The organism is Streptomyces boetiae, from assembly GCF_031845405.1.
Taxonomy (GTDB): domain Bacteria; phylum Actinomycetota; class Actinomycetes; order Streptomycetales; family Streptomycetaceae; genus Streptomyces; species Streptomyces boetiae.
In genome coordinates this window covers 23,961-39,568 of record NZ_JAVREN010000048.1, presented here as the reverse complement: position 1 = coordinate 39,568, position 15,608 = coordinate 23,961, and the positions used below count along the sequence as shown (strand labels likewise).

At 74.8% G+C, this 15,608-nt stretch carries 15 protein-coding genes and 2 pseudogenes; 3 read left to right on the top strand and 14 right to left on the bottom strand.

Features of this window, described 5'->3' with window-relative positions:
- The 5 genes and pseudogenes from RM780_RS23365 to RM780_RS23345 form a co-directional block, all read right to left on the bottom strand.
- A partial coding sequence (locus RM780_RS23365; RefSeq protein ID WP_311632835.1) for an oxygenase MpaB family protein occupies window positions 1–619 on the bottom strand: 619 nt, incomplete at its 3' end.
- Window positions 620–809: 190 nt separating this feature from the next.
- The gene (locus RM780_RS23360; protein ID WP_311632834.1) at window positions 810–1,448 is read right to left on the bottom strand and encodes a hypothetical protein; all 639 of its coding nucleotides are present in this window, start codon (window positions 1,446–1,448) and stop codon (window positions 810–812) included.
- Between the two features lie 58 nt (window positions 1,449–1,506).
- Window positions 1,507–2,331: a hypothetical protein gene (locus RM780_RS23355; protein ID WP_311632833.1), complete on the bottom strand. Its 825-nt coding sequence runs from the start codon at window positions 2,329–2,331 to the stop codon at window positions 1,507–1,509.
- 1 nt (window position 2,332) lies between these two features.
- Window positions 2,333–2,827, bottom strand: a pseudogene (locus RM780_RS23350) (endonuclease V); the annotation flags it as partial.
- 60 nt (window positions 2,828–2,887) lie between these two features.
- Window positions 2,888–3,265 (bottom strand): toxin-antitoxin system YwqK family antitoxin, encoded by a 378-nt coding sequence (locus RM780_RS23345; protein WP_311632832.1) that lies wholly within the window; start codon window positions 3,263–3,265, stop codon window positions 2,888–2,890.
- A 97-nt stretch (window positions 3,266–3,362) separates the two neighbouring features.
- Between RM780_RS23345 and RM780_RS23340 the strand changes: the two genes are divergently transcribed.
- Together RM780_RS23340 and RM780_RS23335 are read left to right on the top strand one after the other, a co-directional pair.
- Window positions 3,363–3,551, top strand: a complete 189-nt coding sequence (locus tag RM780_RS23340) for a hypothetical protein (RefSeq protein WP_311632831.1) — start codon at window positions 3,363–3,365, stop codon at window positions 3,549–3,551.
- A 35-nt stretch (window positions 3,552–3,586) separates the two neighbouring features.
- On the top strand, window positions 3,587–4,135 hold the full coding sequence (locus RM780_RS23335) for an RNA 2'-phosphotransferase (protein WP_311632830.1): 549 nt from the start codon (window positions 3,587–3,589) through the stop codon (window positions 4,133–4,135).
- A 165-nt stretch (window positions 4,136–4,300) separates the two neighbouring features.
- On the opposite strand, the gene RM780_RS23330 is transcribed toward RM780_RS23335, so the two are convergent.
- The 9 genes and pseudogenes from RM780_RS23330 to RM780_RS23290 form a co-directional block, all read right to left on the bottom strand.
- Window positions 4,301–5,152 carry an HAD family hydrolase gene (locus RM780_RS23330; RefSeq protein ID WP_311632829.1) on the bottom strand — a complete coding sequence of 284 codons (852 nt, stop codon included), beginning with the start codon at window positions 5,150–5,152 and terminating at the stop codon, window positions 4,301–4,303.
- Window positions 5,149–6,426, bottom strand: a complete 1,278-nt coding sequence (gene serS, locus RM780_RS23325; RefSeq protein ID WP_311632828.1) for a serine--tRNA ligase — start codon at window positions 6,424–6,426, stop codon at window positions 5,149–5,151. The genes RM780_RS23330 and serS overlap by 4 nt, the downstream gene beginning before the upstream one ends.
- A gap of 527 nt (window positions 6,427–6,953) precedes the next feature.
- Window positions 6,954–7,910, bottom strand: coding sequence for a prephenate dehydratase (pheA, locus tag RM780_RS23320; protein WP_311632827.1), 957 nt, complete (start codon window positions 7,908–7,910; stop codon window positions 6,954–6,956).
- A gap of 70 nt (window positions 7,911–7,980) precedes the next feature.
- A complete protein-coding gene (gene efeB, locus RM780_RS23315) occupies window positions 7,981–9,276 on the bottom strand; it encodes an iron uptake transporter deferrochelatase/peroxidase subunit (protein ID WP_311632826.1) in 1,296 nt (431 codons plus the stop codon).
- A gap of 1,186 nt (window positions 9,277–10,462) precedes the next feature.
- A pseudogene (locus tag RM780_RS27985) lies at window positions 10,463–11,803 on the bottom strand (copper resistance CopC/CopD family protein); the annotation flags it as partial.
- Between the two features lie 10 nt (window positions 11,804–11,813).
- Window positions 11,814–12,269, bottom strand: a complete 456-nt coding sequence (locus RM780_RS23305; RefSeq protein WP_311632825.1) for a copper chaperone PCu(A)C — start codon at window positions 12,267–12,269, stop codon at window positions 11,814–11,816.
- Window positions 12,266–12,937, bottom strand: coding sequence for an SCO family protein (locus tag RM780_RS23300; protein ID WP_311632824.1), 672 nt, complete (start codon window positions 12,935–12,937; stop codon window positions 12,266–12,268). Before RM780_RS23300 ends, RM780_RS23305 begins: the two co-directional genes overlap by 4 nt.
- Before the next feature lie 107 nt (window positions 12,938–13,044).
- On the bottom strand, window positions 13,045–13,794 hold the full coding sequence (locus RM780_RS23295) for a YcnI family copper-binding membrane protein (protein WP_311632823.1): 750 nt from the start codon (window positions 13,792–13,794) through the stop codon (window positions 13,045–13,047).
- Between the two features lie 109 nt (window positions 13,795–13,903).
- The gene (locus RM780_RS23290) at window positions 13,904–14,926 is read right to left on the bottom strand and encodes a hypothetical protein (protein WP_311632822.1); all 1,023 of its coding nucleotides are present in this window, start codon (window positions 14,924–14,926) and stop codon (window positions 13,904–13,906) included.
- Window positions 14,927–15,146: 220 nt separating this feature from the next.
- On the opposite strand from RM780_RS23290, the gene RM780_RS23285 reads away from it, so the two are divergent.
- Window positions 15,147–15,599 (top strand): ATP-binding protein, encoded by a 453-nt coding sequence (locus RM780_RS23285; RefSeq protein WP_311632821.1) that lies wholly within the window; start codon window positions 15,147–15,149, stop codon window positions 15,597–15,599.
- Window positions 15,600–15,608: the final 9 nt, after the last annotated feature.

The window sequence follows — 15,608 nt, the reverse complement described above, 5'->3', positions numbered from 1 at the left end:
CCGCGTACCCCTCGTCCTCGCGCCCGGTCGGCCGCTCCAGCGGCCAGCACACGGCGTGCGCCATGGCCCGCAGGTCGGCCGTGCCGACGCGACCGTCCCCGGTCTGGTCGAGGACCTGGCGGAAGAACGCGTCCAGTCGCGCGGCCCGGCTGTCCCGCCGGCGGGCGCGGCTGCGCCGGGGCGGGCGGGCGGGGGAGGTCCCCTCCCCGGTGAGCGAGCCGCGGTAACGCCGGCGGTCGGGGAGGCGCTTGACCAGGTGCCGCGCGCCGTGGTGCAGCGTCCAGGAGAGCGCGGCGGCGCTCCGGCTCCGGCGCAGCCCGAGCCGTTCGCGCAGGGCGGGCGGCAGGTCCGCGACGGTCAGGGCGGCCACCCCAATCCGCCGATGACTCCGCTCCAGCCGCGCGGCCTCGCGCCGCAGAGCCTCCACATCCCCGAAGAACAGACGCCGCCCGCTGTCCAGCGTGTGCTGAACCCTCCGCCACGGATGCGCCCGATAACTCGACCACTCACCCATCCCGGCGGCGACCACGGGATGCGCGACCTGCATCACGATCAACCGCCACGCAACCAGCGCGAGCCGCCGCTCGGCGAGGGCGCGGCGCAGTTCAAGGGCCGACATGGGGCGCCTCCTGGGAATGGCCGGGCGCCCGGGGAACCGCGCGCAGCCTCACCCAAGCGCCCCTCCACCCGCCCGGGTGGCCCGGCCACCCCCAAACCACACCTTCGGGGGAACTCGCGTTCGGCGCCGTCTCGCGAGGCGGCGGTACCGGAGCGCGAGCTCCAACGTCCGTGCGCACGGCCGCCCTTGGTCACGGCTGAGAGGCAGGCGCCGTCATCACGCGGCCGACCTCCCGGCGGATCTTCTCGTCCCCGATCACCCGCAGATACTCCGCGAGAACCGCGCGCTCCGGGCCCTCCGCCCGCTGCACGACGGTGACCGCGTGCCGCAGCGCTCGGAAGTGCGAGGCGTGCGCCAGCACCCGGGTCGTCAGGTCGACGGCGGCCGGGCCGTCGACCTGGACGAGCGCCGCGGCCAGATCGATCAGCTGGGTGGCCAGGTCGAAGGGGGGAGGCGGCTTCTCGGCCAGCAGGCGCGTGCCGCGTTCGACGACGGCCTTAAGATCCTCGGCCAGCGCAGTGATGACGGCCTCGCTGAAGACGTATTCCAGCCGCCCGTCGAAGTACTCGCGGTCGGCGATGCGGACGAGCGCACGTCGCCGTCGTCCAGCGCCATCACGAGTTGGGCGAACGTGCTGTCCACGGAGTACATGCGGTCGATCCGCGTGTTGTACCAGGGCACGCTCCTGCCGGCCGCGGCGGCGTCGATCACCGCCCGGAACCCGGCGCGTTCCCCCCAGGAGGCCAGGGCGCACCGCCTCCCGCCCCGGCACGCGCGCCAGGTGACGGGAGTCCTCCAGCCCCGCCTTGATCTCTTCGTAGGAAATCAAGACGTGACTGCAGTCGAGGGCCTCAACGTACCGCGCTCGCCCGCGACATCGGCTTCGCTCAGCAGGGCAGGTGCGTCGGCCGCCGAAGCCAGTACCAAGGCTTGGCGACCAGGTCGTCCACCGGGGTGCCCGTGGCCTCGGCCAGGGCCACCCCGCCGTCGTCCACCGTGACGCGCCGGTACTTCGCGTCGACTTCGGCCACAACGGAGGTAATCCCGTCGCGTTCCTGCTCGGGCAGGTTCTGCGCGAGCGACGTGATCCTGTCCCTGAGCCGGAGATCCTCCAGATACAGGGAGGCGGGATAGGCGCCCGAGGGCGGCCACCCGGTTTCCGCACGTACGGTCAGGCGTTCCCAGTTCACGAGTAGACCGCGCACATCCTCGGTCGCGGCGATCCGGTCCGTGATCGGTGTCGGCAACTGCATTTCCCGGATCACGTCCGGGAAGGGAGACACGGCCGCGTGCGGCAGCCCAGGGATGCGGATCTCGCTCTCGGTAACCCGGAACTCGCCGTCGTCGTCCTCGGGTTCCGCAAGGCGGGCGTAGGCCGTCTCGCCCGCCGGAGTGGCGATGCGCCAGACGCTCGGCAGCTTCTCGTCGGCCGGGAAAAGCGTTGCCGCGTTCAGCGCGCGGGCGAAACGCAGGGCCAGCGAGCCCTCGGTCGGCCGCTCGGCCACGGTCTCCGCGGCGTAGATGACGAGCGACCAGGTCACGTCGCCGTGCACCCGGGTGTATTCACAGGAGACGTCGGCATCCCAGGTACGGGAGTCATCGTCCTCCGCGGCGACCTCCACCGATGCCGGATCAAGCCGGAAGGCTTCGGCAATGACGGCGGCGAATTGCACGGGATCGGCGTCCCCGGTCAGAAGGAGGTTGTACGTCACCTCACTTGTTCCCAGCCGGGAGGGAGGGGCCCTGCCGCAGCGTCTCGCGGCTGAGGTGGTCGGCACGGCGCGTCGTTTCGGGGAGCCGGTACCGGGGCGCAAGCTTCAGGGTCGGCGAGCAGGCGGTATCCAGCCCGATCCCACTGCCGACGGACACGTAGACGGGCTTTACCCCGTCCTGTGTCCGGAGGGCGCGTCCCACAACCTCCCCTTTCTCGTCCAGCAGCGGCGTGGCGGCCCCGCGCTCCGGAGCCGGCTCGCGGTGGTCGAAGAGGAACGGCGACTTGGCCACCCCGAAGCATGGCCTGCCGGTCAGCACCCCGAGGTGGACGGCAAGCCCTGCCCGCCGGGGGTGCGCGATCCCGTACCCGTCGCAGACGATGACGTCCGGTTCCGTCCGCAGCCTACTCAAGGCCTCAAGCACGGACGGCAGTTCACGAAACGCCAGGAGCCCGGGTACGTAGGGGAACCGCGCTCGCCCGGCCACGGTGACCTCCTGTACGGCGAACGCCTCGGTCTCGTCGGCAGGCGGGATGAACTCCATCGTGGGGTCTCCTCAGTCCGGATCCTCGTTCGCCTGCCAGGACCGGATCGGATGCCCCTCGGCGTCCCATTCGTATTCCGCCAGGAGCCGCTTGCCGTCGTCGCTGTTGAGCTGCACCTTGGCGAGGGTGCCGTTCGGATGCCAGCGTCTGAACTCACCGGCGACAAGGCCCTTCCTGATGATTCCCTCCGCCCTCAGGGTCCCGTCGCGATACCACTCACACGTGAGCCCGTCCTTGATGCCGTCGGTGTACGTCTCCCGACTGATCAGGCTGTCCCCCTGGTACTCCTCGACTTCTCCCGTGAAGGGCCGCCCCTGGTACAGGAGACGATGCCCGAAGTCGTTATCGACGTTGGGATCGTCGATGTTGATGCGCTGCAAGGTAATCACCGGAATGGTCCGTCCGTGCTGCTGGAGGGACTCGGCGTCTCCGCCAAGCGCAGCGGCATCGCTCCCGAGGTCTCCTGAGAGGCCAATGATCCTAGAAGTGTCCACACGGTCCGTCTCCTGCAACGCCGGGGCTGTCGCGTCCTGCGCCATGGTGGGGCTGCTGTTCGAGCTGTCGGGGGCCGGGTGGGACGGGTTCCACCGGCTGATGGGCTTCCTGCACGGCAACGACCGCTCCCGCCCGCAAGGAGCCGCGCGGCCGAACGGCCCGGCGGCGCAAACGGGTTGAGCGCGCCGCCCGCCCTCCGGCACGCTGAGCCCCGTATGAATCCAGAACGCACCAAGCGCATATCGAAGTACCTCGCCCGCCACCTGCGGCACGACCCCGGCCGCATCGGCCTCACGCTCGACGCGCACGGCTGGGTCCCCGTCGATCAGCTGCTGGCCGCGGCTGCGGCGGACGGGGTCCGGTTCGGCCGGGCCGAGCTGGAGCACGTGGTGGCCACGAACGACAAACGGCGCTTCGCCTTCGACCCCGAGGGCACCCGCATCCGGGCCAGCCAGGGCCACTCGGTGGCCGTGGACCTGGGCCTGCCGCCCGCCGAGCCCCCGGAGTTCCTCTACCACGGCACCCACGGCCGCGCCCTGGAAGCGATCCGCGCCGAGGGCCTGCGCCCGATGGCCCGGCAGCACGTGCACCTCTCCCCGGACCGCGAGACGGCGACCCGCGTCGGGGCCCGGCGCGGGCGCCCCGTCGTGCTGTCCGTCGCCTCGGGCGCGATGCACCGGGCGGGCCACGTCTTTCACCTCAGCGAGAACGGCGTCTGGCTGACGACGGCCGTCCCCGCGGCGTTCCTCCGCTTCCCCGGCTGAACGCCCGGCCGCACCTGCGGCCGAACGCCCCCGCCGGGCGCCCGCCCCGAACGGCCGCCCCCGCCGAGGACGTTGCCCCGGCCCCGGCCGTTAACGCCAGCCCCGGCCGTTAACGCCGGCCCCGGCCGTTAACGCCGGCCCCGGCCGTTGCCCCGGCCCCGGACGTCAAGCCGCCGGGCTCAGCAGCCGTTCGATGACCTCCGCGATGCCGTCCGCGTCGTTGTCGCCGGTGACCTCGTCGGCCACGGCCAGCACCTCCGGGTGGGCCGCGGCCATGGCCACGCCGTGCGCGGACCAGCGCAGCATCGGGATGTCGTTGGGCATGTCCCCGAAGGCGATCGTGTCCGCGGCCGTCACGCCCAGGCGGCGGGCGGCCAGCGAGAGCCCGGTGACCTTGGTCAGCCCGGCGGGCAGCATCTCGACCAGATGCTCGCCGGAGATGACCAGGTTGACCTGGTCCCCGACCAAGGGGCGCGCGGCGGCGATCAGTTCGTCCTCGGAACGGCCCGGCTGCTGGAGGTAGAGCTTCAGCAGCGGCCGGGCGAACAGCTCCGAGCGGTCGGGCGTGACGGTGAACGCCTCCTCCCGCTCGGCCCGCTCCGTCTCGAAGCCGCTTCCGGCCACCGCTCGGAAGCGGTCGTCCATCGCGAAGTCCCCGTCCAGGCCGTCGCGGCTCGCCGCCACGGCCAGCGGGCCCAGGCCGTTCTCCAGGCGCTCCAGCATGGCGCGGGCCAGGGCCCGGTCCAGCGTGACGGAGGTCAGCAGGCGGTGCTCGCCGGAGTGGTAGAGCTGGGCGCCCTGGCCGCAGACGGCCAGGCCGCGGTACCCCAGGTCGTCCAGGATGTGCCGGGTGGCCGACACGCTCCGGCCGGTGACCACCAGGTGGTCGGCCCCCGCCGCCTGGGCCGCGCTCAGGGCGGCGCGGGTGCGCGCCGAGACGGTGTGGTCGCGGCGCAGCAGCGTGCCGTCGAGATCCGTGGCGACCAGGCGGTAGGGGAAGCGGTCGACGAGGGTCACGGGACCGGCTCTAGCGTCTCCCGCCCGCCGAGGTAGGGGCGCAGCACCGGCGGGACGTGGACGGAGCCGTCGGCGCGCTGGTGGTTCTCCAGGAGGGCGACGATGGTGCGGGGGACGGCGCAGAGCGTGCCGTTGAGCGTGGCCAGGGGGCGCGTGCCGCCCTCGCCCCCGCGCATCCGGATCGACAGGCGCCGGGCCTGGAACTCCGTGCAGTTGGAGGTCGAGGTCAGCTCGCGGTACTTCCCCTGGGTGGGGATCCACGCCTCGCAGTCGAACTTCCGGGAGGCCGACAGGCCCAGGTCGCCGCTGGCCACGTCGATGACCCGGAACGGCAGTTCGAGCGCGGTCAGCCACTCCTTCTCCCAGTCGAGCAGCCGCTCCAGCTCCGCCTCCGCCTCCTCGGGCGCGACGAAGGTGAACATCTCGACCTTGTCGAACTGGTGGACCCGGAAGATGCCGCGGGTGTCCTTGCCGTAGGAGCCGGCCTCGCGGCGGAAGCAGGGCGAGTACCCGGCGTACCGCAGCGGGAGGCGGGCGGCGTCCAGGATCTCGTCCATGTGGTAGGCGGCCAGGGGGACCTCGGAGGTGCCCACCAGGAAGACGTCGTCCTTCTCGAGGTGATAGACGTCCTGCGCGGCCTGGCCGAGGAAGCCGGTGCCCTCCATGGCCTGCGGCTTCACCAGCGCGGGCGGGATGACGGGAACGAAGCCGGCGGCGGCGGCCTGGGCGATGGCCGCGTTGACCAGGGCCAGCTCCAGCAGGGCGCCGACGCCCGTGAGGTAGTAGAACCGCGAGCCGGAGACCTTGGCGCCGCGCTCGGTGTCGATGGCGCCCAGGGCGTGGCCCAGCTCCAGGTGGTCGCGCGGCTGAAAGCCCTCGGCGGCGAAGTCCCGGACGGTGCCGTGCGTCTCGCGGACGGTGAAGTCCTCCTCGCCGCCGACCGGGACCTCGGGGTGAACCAGGTTGCCGAGCTGGAGGAGCAGGCGCTGCGCCTCCTCGGCGGCCTCGTCCCGCTCGGCGTCGGCGGCCTTGACGGCGGCCGACAGCTCGCCGGCCCGGCGCAGCAGCTCGTCCTTCTCCTCGCCCGTGGCGCGCGGGATGAGCTTGCCCATCTGCTTCTGCTCGGCGCGCAGCGCGTCGAAGCGGGTGCCGGAGGACCTGCGCCGCTCGTCGGCGGCGAGGAGGGAGTCGACGAGGCCGACGTCCTCGCCTCGGGCGCGCTGGGAGGCGCGCACGCGGTCAGGGTCCTCACGGAGCAGGCGAAGGTCAATCACGGGCCCAGGCTACCGGGGGCGCCGGGCGGCGGCTGAATCGATAAAGCCGGGAGGCGGGGTGGGCAGGCGGGGGCGGGAAGAAGGGGCGTGCGGCCCGCGGCACATTTCGCCCGTTTTGCTGGGATAAGTGCGGCGAGTGAAATCCACAGGTCAGGCCGGGCGTTCCCCAGGTTATCCACAGGCTGCGGAGGGCTGTGGACAACGCGGTGGATGAATCCGGGGCTCTCGGCCGGAGGGCCATGAATTCCCCTCCGGGGTCAACTCCACACTCCCTTACGGGGGAATTTTTCTCACGCCCTCGGGTCACGCGGGTGGATTGCGCTGACGAATACGGATTCGGCGGGTTGTGGACCGCTTTGCGGCTCCAGGGGCGCTGTGCCGACTTTGTCCGTTTGGTGACAGGCTTCCCGTGTCGACTTATACACAGCCACGGAGGGTGCCCTGTGGATAACTTTCCGGACACTCCACAGGACAGCGGCGGTGCCCCCGCGTTCAGCGGTCGTTCAGGCGGTCGTTCAGGCGGTCGTTCAGCCGCCCGCGCGCCCGTCCGACTCGTTCAGCCGCCCGTCCAGGCAGCGGGTCAGCCAGTCCGAGGCCCGCAGGAAGTCCGCGTCGGCGGTGCCGGCCACCACCCGCGGCTCGACCTGGTCGTAACGCGGATAGGAGCCGAGGAAGCGCAGGTCCGAGCAGAGCCGCTTCAGGCCCATCAGCGCCTCGCCCACCCGCCGGTCCGAGACGTGCCCCTCGCAGTCCACCGAGAAGCTGTACTGCCCGATGCCCCGGCCCGTCGGCCGCGACTCGATCCGCACCAGGTTGACGCCGCACGTCGCGTACTCCTGGAGCACCTCCAGCAGCGCGCCGGGGTGGTCGTCGCGCAGCCACAGCACCATCGAGGTCTTGTCCGCGCCGGTCGGCGCCGCGGGCCGGGCCGGGCGGCCCACCAGCACGAAGCGGGTGGTCGCGTTGTGCGCGTCGTGGATGTCGGTGACCAGCGGCTCCAGGCCGTAGGTCGGCGCCGCGAACTCCCCCGCGAAGGCCGCGTCGAACCGCCCCTCCTGCACCAGCCGCGCGCCGTCCGCGTTCGAGGCCGCCGACTCCCAGTGCGCCTCCGGCAGGAAGCGCTCCAGCCAGCCGCGCACCTGCGGCTGTGCCACCGGGTGCCCGGTGACCGTCTTGATGTCGTTGATCGTCGTGCCCGGCCGGACCAGCAGGGCGAACGCGATCGGCAGCAGCACCTCGCGGTAGATCATCAGCGGGCGGCCCGAGGCCAGCTCGTCCACGGTCGCCGTGACGCCGCCCTCCACCGAGTTCTCGATGGGGACGAGCGCCCCGGCCGCCTCGCCCGAGCGCACGGCGTCCAGGGCGGCCGGCACCGAGATCATGGGCACGAGCTCCCGGGTCGCCGCCTCGGGCAGGGTGCGGAGCGCGGCTTCGGTGAAGGTGCCCTCGGGCCCCAGGTACGTGTAGCGGCTCGCAGCTGTCATGGCGCAACGGTAGCCCCTTCCGCGGGGCGCTCGTTCCGGCCGTTCACGCCCCTTCCCGCTCCCTCCTCGGTCAGCCCTCCAGCAGCTCCTGCCCCACGTACCCGCCCTCCGGCGCCCCGCCCGGCACCGCGAACAGGCCGCTGGCCTCGTGCCGCAGGAACGGCGAAAGCGCGTCCCCCCTATCCAGCTTCCGCTGCACCGGCACGAAGCCCGTCAGCGGGTCGGCCTGCCACGCCAGGAACAGCAGCCCGGCGTCCGGCGCCCCGTCCGAGCGGATGCCGTCGTGGTAGGAGAACGGCCGCCGCAGCATCGCCGCCCCGCCGTTGGACTCGGGGGCGGTGACCCGCACGTGGGCGTTCGCGGCGATCACCGGGCGGCCGTCCGCGCCGGTGGCCGCCAGGTCCACGGGCGTCGTCTCGCCGCCGCCGGTCAGCGGCGCGCCGTCCGCCTTCCGGCGGCCGATGATCCGCTCCTGGTCGGCCAGGGAACGGCCCTCCCAGTCGTCCAGCAGCATCCGGATGCGGCGGAAGACCAGGTAGGAGCCGTTGCGCATCCACGCCGGGTCACCGTCGCCCGGCACGAAGATCCGCCGTTCGAAGTCGGGCTCGGAGGGCTGGGGGTTGTTGGTGCCGTCCACCTGGCCCATCAGGTTGCGGGTGGTCATGGGACGGGCGGTCGCGCCGGGGCTGCGGTTGAAGCCGCTCATCTGCCAGCGGACCGCGGCCGTCCCGTCCCGCGCGGCCGAACGCTGGAGCGCGCGCAGGGCGTTGAACGCCACCAGCGCGTCGTCCGCGCCGATCTGCACCCACAGGTGGCCCTCCGAACGCTCCGGGTCGAGGCGGTCGGCCGAGAACTCCGGCAGCGGGTCCAGCGCGAGCGGCCGGGCGGCGGTCAGGCCGGTGGCGTCGAAGAAGCCGCGGCCGAACCCGAAGGTGACGGTGAGCGAGGCCGGCCCCGCGTCCCGGGCGATGGCCAGGTCCTCCTCCCCGCCGGGCCCCCGGCCCGCCATCAGCTCCGCGGCCAGCGCGGACCAGCGCCGCAGCAGCTCCGCGGCCTCCCGCCGCCCGGCCCCGGGGGCCAGGTCGAAGGCGGCGAGGTGGCCGCGGGCCTGCACGGGCGTGGTGATCCCGGGCTGGTGCCTTCCGTGGAAGGGAACGGCCGTTCCGCCCAGCGTGGTCAGGGCAACGTCCGCCCCGGCGCCGGGCGTTCCGTCCCCGTCGTCGCGGCGGGAGGCGGCGGCCCCGGTGGCGGCGCCCGCGGCCAGCCCGGCGGCACCCGCGCCGCCGGCGGTGGCCAGCAGGCGCCGCCGCGAAAACCGCCCGGGCGTCTCGGTCTTTGTGTCTTGGCTGTTCTTGCGTTTCGTCATGGCGCGCTCGCGGGTGTCAGTCGACGGGGAGGGTGGCGGTCTCGGTCACCTGGTCGATGTCCGAGGTCCGGATGGTCAGGGACAGCTCCCAGTCGCCGGGGCGGGGGAGCCGCAGGGAGGTGACGGCCCAGTGGCCCGGCTCGACCCCGGCGGGCTCGAACCGCAGCGGGCCCAGGTCCTCGGCCGGCAGCGCGAGGGCGACGCGCAGCTCGGCCACGTCCAGCGGGCGGCCGTCGGGGTCGGTGAGGCGGATGTGGAGGGTGTTGTCGCCGGGACGGCCGGGGTCCAGGTCGAGGCGGGCGCTGCCCCGGCCGTTCGCTCCGCCGGTGTCGAACGGGACGGTCGCGGCGGCGGGTTCGGCCGCCCGGTCCAGCGCGGCCTGGGTCCGGGCGGGCGTGGCCCCGGACAGGGCGGTGGCCACGGCCAGCAGCACGGCGGCCACGGCCGTCTCCACGAACACGGCCCGCCGCAACCCGGCCCGCCCCGCGTCCCCCTCCCGCACTTTCCGCCGCCGCGCGGCCTCGACGGCCACCCGCTGCCGAGCCAACTGCCGGGCCCGCCGGGCGTCAACGGGCACACCGGCCTGCCCGCCCCGGCCGGCCCGCCCGACGCCGTCGGGCCCGGCCCCGCCCCGGCCCCCGCCTTCGGCGGGACCACCGGCCGCGCCGGCGGGCTTCGCCCCGCCGGCCTCCGGCGCGGTGGGCTGGTTCCGGTGGGGTCCGGGCGGGCTGGGCTCTGCCCCGGCGGGCTCGCGCCCGGCTGCGCCCGCGTCAGCGAGCGAAGCACGGGCCTCGGCCACGGACGCCGCCCCGCTGCCCTCTGTCTCGGTGGGCGTACTCGCGTCCCCGGCCGAAGCATCGGCCGCGCTGCGGGGCCTCGCCCCACCGGGCTCTGCCCCGGTGGGGGGCGGGCCGGTCGTGCCCGGGTCCTCGGACGAAACGCCGGTCGGACCTGCGGGCAGCGCTCCGGGCCTCGCCTCGGTGAGCTCTTCCCCGGCGGGCTCGCGCCCGGTCGTGCCCGGGTCCCCGGGTGAAGCGCCGACCGGACCTGCGGACCTCGCCTCGGTGGGCTCGGTCCGGCGGGGCTTCGCCCCGGTGGGCCCGTGCCCCGCCGTGCCCGGGGCTCCGGGCGAGGCGTCGTTCCCGGCTTCGGCCGGGACGCGCTCGGGCCCGGACACGCGGGGCGCGGGCCCAGCGCCCCCGGCCGCCGCCGCGGCGCCGCCCGCCGCGGCAAGCGGCTCGCGCGGCGGATCCGTCAGGCGGGACGTCCAGCGGCGGGAGGCCCACGCGGCAGCGAGGAGCGTGGCGACGAGGGCCGTTTTCAGGAGGAGGAGGCGGCCGTAGGAGGTCGTGGTCAGGGCCGTCAGGGACCAGCCGACCTGGCGCCAGGACTGGTAGAGGCCGGTGATCAGCAGCGCGGTGACGGAGGCCAGGGCCAGCGCGGAGAAGCGGCGCACGGCGGCCCGGGTCAGGCGTTCCGGCTCGTGGCGCAGCAGGGCGAGCAGCGTGGCGAGACCACCGAGCCAGGCCGCCACGGCCAGCAGGTGGAGAACGTCCGCCGGCACCGCGAGCCACGTCTGCCGGCCGGTGGCCGCGTGCTCGGACAACGCCCACGTCGAGGCCATGGCAACGCCGAGCACCGCCCCGCCCAGCGCCAGCCCGAAGGTCAGATCCCGCACCCGCTCGTCGGCCTCCGAGCCGGAGGCGCCCCGCACCCGGGCATAGGGCCCGTGCAGCACCGCGACCAGCAGCCCCGCCGCGGCCACCAGCAACAGCCGCGTCACCAGGGCCGTTCCCGTCCGCGTCTCCACCACGTCCCGCAGGCCCGCCAGGTCCAGCGCGTCGGCCAGCCGCCCCGAGCCGGTGTAGGGCGTGCGCAGCAGGAGCAGGGCCAGCGTTCCCGCCGTCAGCGTCACCCAGCCGGCCAGCGTCACGCGCTGCGCCGCCGGGGAGCCCGCCGCCTCCGGGCGGCAGATCAGGACGAACGCCACCGCGCCCCCCAGCAGCACGAACCCCGCGTACGCCGCGTACCGCGCCACGTCGTAGAGGAGGCCGGTCGTTCCGCCGCCCGCCTCCCCGTCCGGCAGGTGCACGGACGTGGCCGAGGGCGCGCCGATGGAGAAGGTGAACGCCCCCGAGATCGGGTGGCTGTCGGCCGAGACGACCTGCCAGGCGACGGTGTACGTGCCGTCCCGCAGGCCGTCCCCGCGCAGGGCGACGGCGTGCCCGCGCTCGCCGGCCTCGGACAGCTCGCCGGTGTCGGCGCGTTCCCCGTCCGGGTCCAGGACGCGGATGGCGTCGTCCCCGAGGCCGACGTCCTCGGAGAAGGTGAGGGTGACGTGCTCGGGGGCCGTGGCCACGACCTCGCCCTCGCCGGGGGTGCTGCCGGTGAGCGTGGCGTGCGCCGCGGCGGGCGGGGCCGCGCACAGCAGCGCTGCGAAGGCCGCGGCCACGGCCGCCAGCAGGGCGAGCGGGCGGCGGGACAGCGCGCGGCGCGGGCGTGCGCGCGGGGCGTGGGCGGTGGTCATGGCCGGCGCGTCACTCCCCCGTGTGGGTGGCCGAGGCGACCGGCACGTCGAGGGTGATCGGCTCGGAGGTCGCGAAGCGCAGCTCGACCGTGACCGTCTCGCCCTCCTCGGGCCGGTGGGAGAGGTCGATCAGCATCAGGTGGCTGCCGCCCCGGCCCAGGCGCAGCTCGCCCCCGGCCGGGATGGTCAGGGACTCGGCCTCGCGCATGGCGTTGTCCACCGTCTCGTGGATCTCGACGGCCGCGGCGAGGTCGCTGCTCGCGCCGGTGAGGGCGTCGTCGGCGCCACCGGTGTTCCTGAGGGTGAGGAAGCCGCCGGCGAGCTCGGCGGTGGGGGGCTCGGGGATGTACGCGTCGGCGGCGGACAGCTCGGGCGGCGCGTCGGCGCCGTCGCCCCCGTCCCCGCCGCAGGCCGTCGCGGCGAGCGCGAGGAGCGCGGCGAGGACCGGGGCCGTTCTCCGGCTCACGAGGGCAGCTCGCCCTCGATCAGCCCGGGGATGTCGCGGCGGAAGGTGTCCACCGTGACGCCCTCGGTGTAGACGACGTGCGCCCGGTCGTCGTCCGGCATGAAGGCGACGACCTGCGTGCCGTGCGTGGAGACGATCTCGCCGTTCTCGTCCTCGTAGGACGGCTCGATGTGCACGCCCAGCGACCGCGCGGCCTGCTGGATGGTCTCGAACTCGCCGGTGAGCCCGACGAACTCGGGGTCCTGGGCGTTCAGCCACGCGCCCAGCGACTCGGGGGTGTCGCGCTCGGGGTCGGTGGTGACGAAGACGACCCGCAGGCCCTCGCGCTGCTCGGGGGTGAGGCGGGCGGTGGCGGCGGCGATGTTGCTCATGGTCAGCGGGCAGATGTCGGGGCAGTGGGTGTAGCCGAAGTAGAGGAGGGTCGCGCGCCCGGCGGTCTCGGCGGCGAAGTCGTACTCCTCGCCGTTGGTGTCGGTGAGGACCAGGTCGGGCTTGGGGAACGGCTGGTCGAGGACGGTGCCCTCGTCCGCCGCGTGCGTGGACTCGACGTCGGCGGCCGGGGAGTCGGAGCCCTCCTCGGCTCCGCCCCCCTCGCTGCCGCAGGCGGCCAGGGTCAGGGCGGTCACGGCGGCGAGGGCCGCGGCGGTGACGGTGGTGCGCAGGCGCATGGCGTTGCTTTCCCGTGGTTCGGTGGGGTGGCTTCGGGGGTGGGGGCAACGGCCGGGGCGGGTGGCGTCGAAACGCTTCGGCGAGCCCCGGCCGTTGTCCCGCGCGGTCAGGAGTCGTCGGAGCGGCGCGGGCGGCGGCCGGCCAGCACGCCGAAGGCCACGCCCGCGACGCCGAGGGCGAGGCCGGCGACGGCCAGCACGCGGGCGGTGGTGTCGGTCGTGCCGCCGTCCCCGTCGGCGTCCCCGTCGGCGTCCGCGGCGACGGGCTCGCCGTCCTCGGCCGCGGCGTCCTCCTCGCCCGCGCCGTGGCCGTGGCCGCCGTCCGCGGCGGGGGTGAGGTTCAGCACGGGCGAGGGGGTCTCGGGCTCGGCGCCGCCCTCGGCCGGCTCCTCGATCCAGCGGACGACCTCGTCGTTGTCGTAGGTCTGGGTGGCGTCCAGGACCAGCCGGTCGGCGTCCTCGGGCAGCGGCCCCACGGAGAGCGGGAACTGCTGGAACGTCCCCGGCTCGATCGCCCCGCCGGTCCACGTGACGACGCTGGGGGCCTCGGTGATCCGGCTGCCGTGGACCTCCAGCGGCTCGTCCAGCTCCGCGGTGGTGACCTCCACCTCCCAGCCGGGGACGGGCTGCGGCATCACGCTGGCCAGCGGGTGCTCGGGGTCGAGGTGCAGCTCGACGCGGATCGTGGCGGCGTCGTCCCGCTCGTTGGGCACGCGGACGTTGAGCGTGGCGTAGCCGCCCTGCTCGGCCTCGTCGGGGTCGACGGTGATGTGGGCGTCGGCGGCGGGCGCGGCGAGCAGCACGACGGCCGCGGCGGTCGCGGCGGTCAGGGCCGCGCGCGCATGGATCGGCTTCATCAGGGCACTCCAGAAAACGTCGGTCAGGCAAGGGCATAGGGGAGAAAGGGGATGCGTGGACATGCGGACCGCACACGCCCAGCCCCGGTCCCTGCCGGAGGAGTGCGCGTCAGGCCGCGAGGCCCAGGCGGAGTTGCCCGCCGCGGACGCCGACGACACCGGGAACGGCGCCGGGAACGACACCGGTGGCCGCGCTCGGCACGGCGCGCCGGCGCACGCCGGGGGCAATGCCTGCGACAACGCCCGTGGCAACGCCTGTGCCAACGCCCTGGGCCGCGTCCGCGGCGCCGGGCGGCGGGCCGCGCCGGGTGACCGAGCCCGGCGGCGCGACGTCGGCGGGCGGCGGCTCGGCCGAACGCGCCCCCCGCGCGCGGAGCGCGGAGCCCGCCGGGCGGCGCGCGCCGTGCAGCAGGAACGCGAGCCGGAGCGCCCGCCGGAGCGAGGGCGGGCAGGTGCGCCGGGCGGAGAGCCGGACCAGGCGCCACAGCGCGGCCTCGCCGCGGCGGAGCAGCCATCCGGCGGCGAGGGCCGCGAGCAGGTGGCCGAGGACCATGGCCGGGGTCAGCCCGGCGAACGCCCCGGCGCCCGCGACCGCGTCCAGTACCCCGCCCGGGTCCGCGCCCGCGGACGTCGCGCCGGACGTTGCGCCCTTCACCCCGGCGCCCGCGCCGGCCGTTCCCCCCGCCGCGGAGCCCGGTCCCCCGGGGCCGAGCCCGGCGGCGGCCACGATGCGCGCGGCCTCGGCCTCGGTGAGGCCGAGCAGGCGGTCGTTGCACAGCAGGCGGCCCGCCAGGGCGAGCACCTCGCCGCCCGGACCGTGCCCGCCGTGCCCGGAGGCCCCGGCGAGAGAGCGGCCGTGGCCGCCGTGGCCCCCGTGTCCGGCGAGGACGGTCAGCAGCAGGTGCAGCCCGAGCTGGCCGGCGGCCAGCAGCGCGGCGATGGCGGGGACGGAGCGGCGTTCGCGGCCCGTCAGGGGCAGCGCGGCGGCGAAGGCGACGGCCCAGCCGGCCGCCAGGGCCGGGAGCGGGATGCCGCCGCCCGCGGCGCTGACGTGTCCGGCCGCGCCCAGCGCCGTGCACGCCGCGGCGAAGACCGCGGCCCGCAGCATTCGCAGATCGGCACCGGCACGCATGGCGGGCTCATCATCTCACCGGGTGCGGGGGCGTCCGGCGCAGGGGGCGCGAGAGTCGCACGCGGGTGCGTTTCATCGCTCCTGCGCGTCGATCGCCATATCGACACGACGACCCCGATACATCCGCCGAACGGGGGGTGTTGGGTCAATCAGACGCTTACGGTGCGAGCCGGTAGGCAATACCTACAGATATGTCGAGCCGCGGCCAGGAGGCTGGAGCATGAGCATCTGGTGGTCTCTCCAACTGCGCCGGGAGGCGGCGAGTGTCCCGCTCGCCCGGCGGCTGCTGCTCAGCGCGATGGAGGCCGCGGGGGTGGACGCGGACATCTCGCACGAGGTGTCGGTCGCGCTCTCCGAGGCCTGTTCGAACGCCGTGCAGCACGGCGGCGGTCACTCCGAGGTCTACCGGGTGACCGCCTCGATCTACGGTGACATGTGCCGCGTCGAGGTGACGGACTGCGGCCCGGGCTTCCCCTCGGGGGCCCCGCCGCGCGCCGGCATCCTCACCGCCCTCGACACCCGCGACCTCCAGCCGGGCGGCCGGGGCCTGCGGCTGATCGAGGCGCTCGCGGACCGCGTCCGCTTCGACAACCAGCCGGGGAGCGGCGGCGCGGTGGTGACGTTCGACAAGATGCTGAAGTGGCGCGAGGGCGCGCTGCTGCGGGCATCCTGAGAGGTCCCG

What these genes read in the sequence shown, in the direction of transcription:
- RM780_RS23335 (WP_311632830.1), top strand. Translation starts at nt 3,587, where the DNA reads ATGAATCCAGAACGCACCAAGCGCATATCGAAGTACCTCGCCCGCCAC.
- pheA (WP_311632827.1), bottom strand. Translation starts at nt 7,910, where the DNA reads ATGACAGCTGCGAGCCGCTACACGTACCTGGGGCCCGAGGGCACCTTC.
- efeB (WP_311632826.1), bottom strand. Translation starts at nt 9,276, where the DNA reads ATGACGAAACGCAAGAACAGCCAAGACACAAAGACCGAGACGCCCGGG.
- RM780_RS23300 (WP_311632824.1), bottom strand. Translation starts at nt 12,937, where the DNA reads ATGCGCCTGCGCACCACCGTCACCGCCGCGGCCCTCGCCGCCGTGACC.
- RM780_RS23295 (WP_311632823.1), bottom strand. Translation starts at nt 13,794, where the DNA reads ATGAAGCCGATCCATGCGCGCGCGGCCCTGACCGCCGCGACCGCCGCG.
- RM780_RS23290 (WP_311632822.1), bottom strand. Translation starts at nt 14,926, where the DNA reads ATGCGTGCCGGTGCCGATCTGCGAATGCTGCGGGCCGCGGTCTTCGCC.
- RM780_RS23285 (WP_311632821.1), top strand. Translation starts at nt 15,147, where the DNA reads ATGAGCATCTGGTGGTCTCTCCAACTGCGCCGGGAGGCGGCGAGTGTC.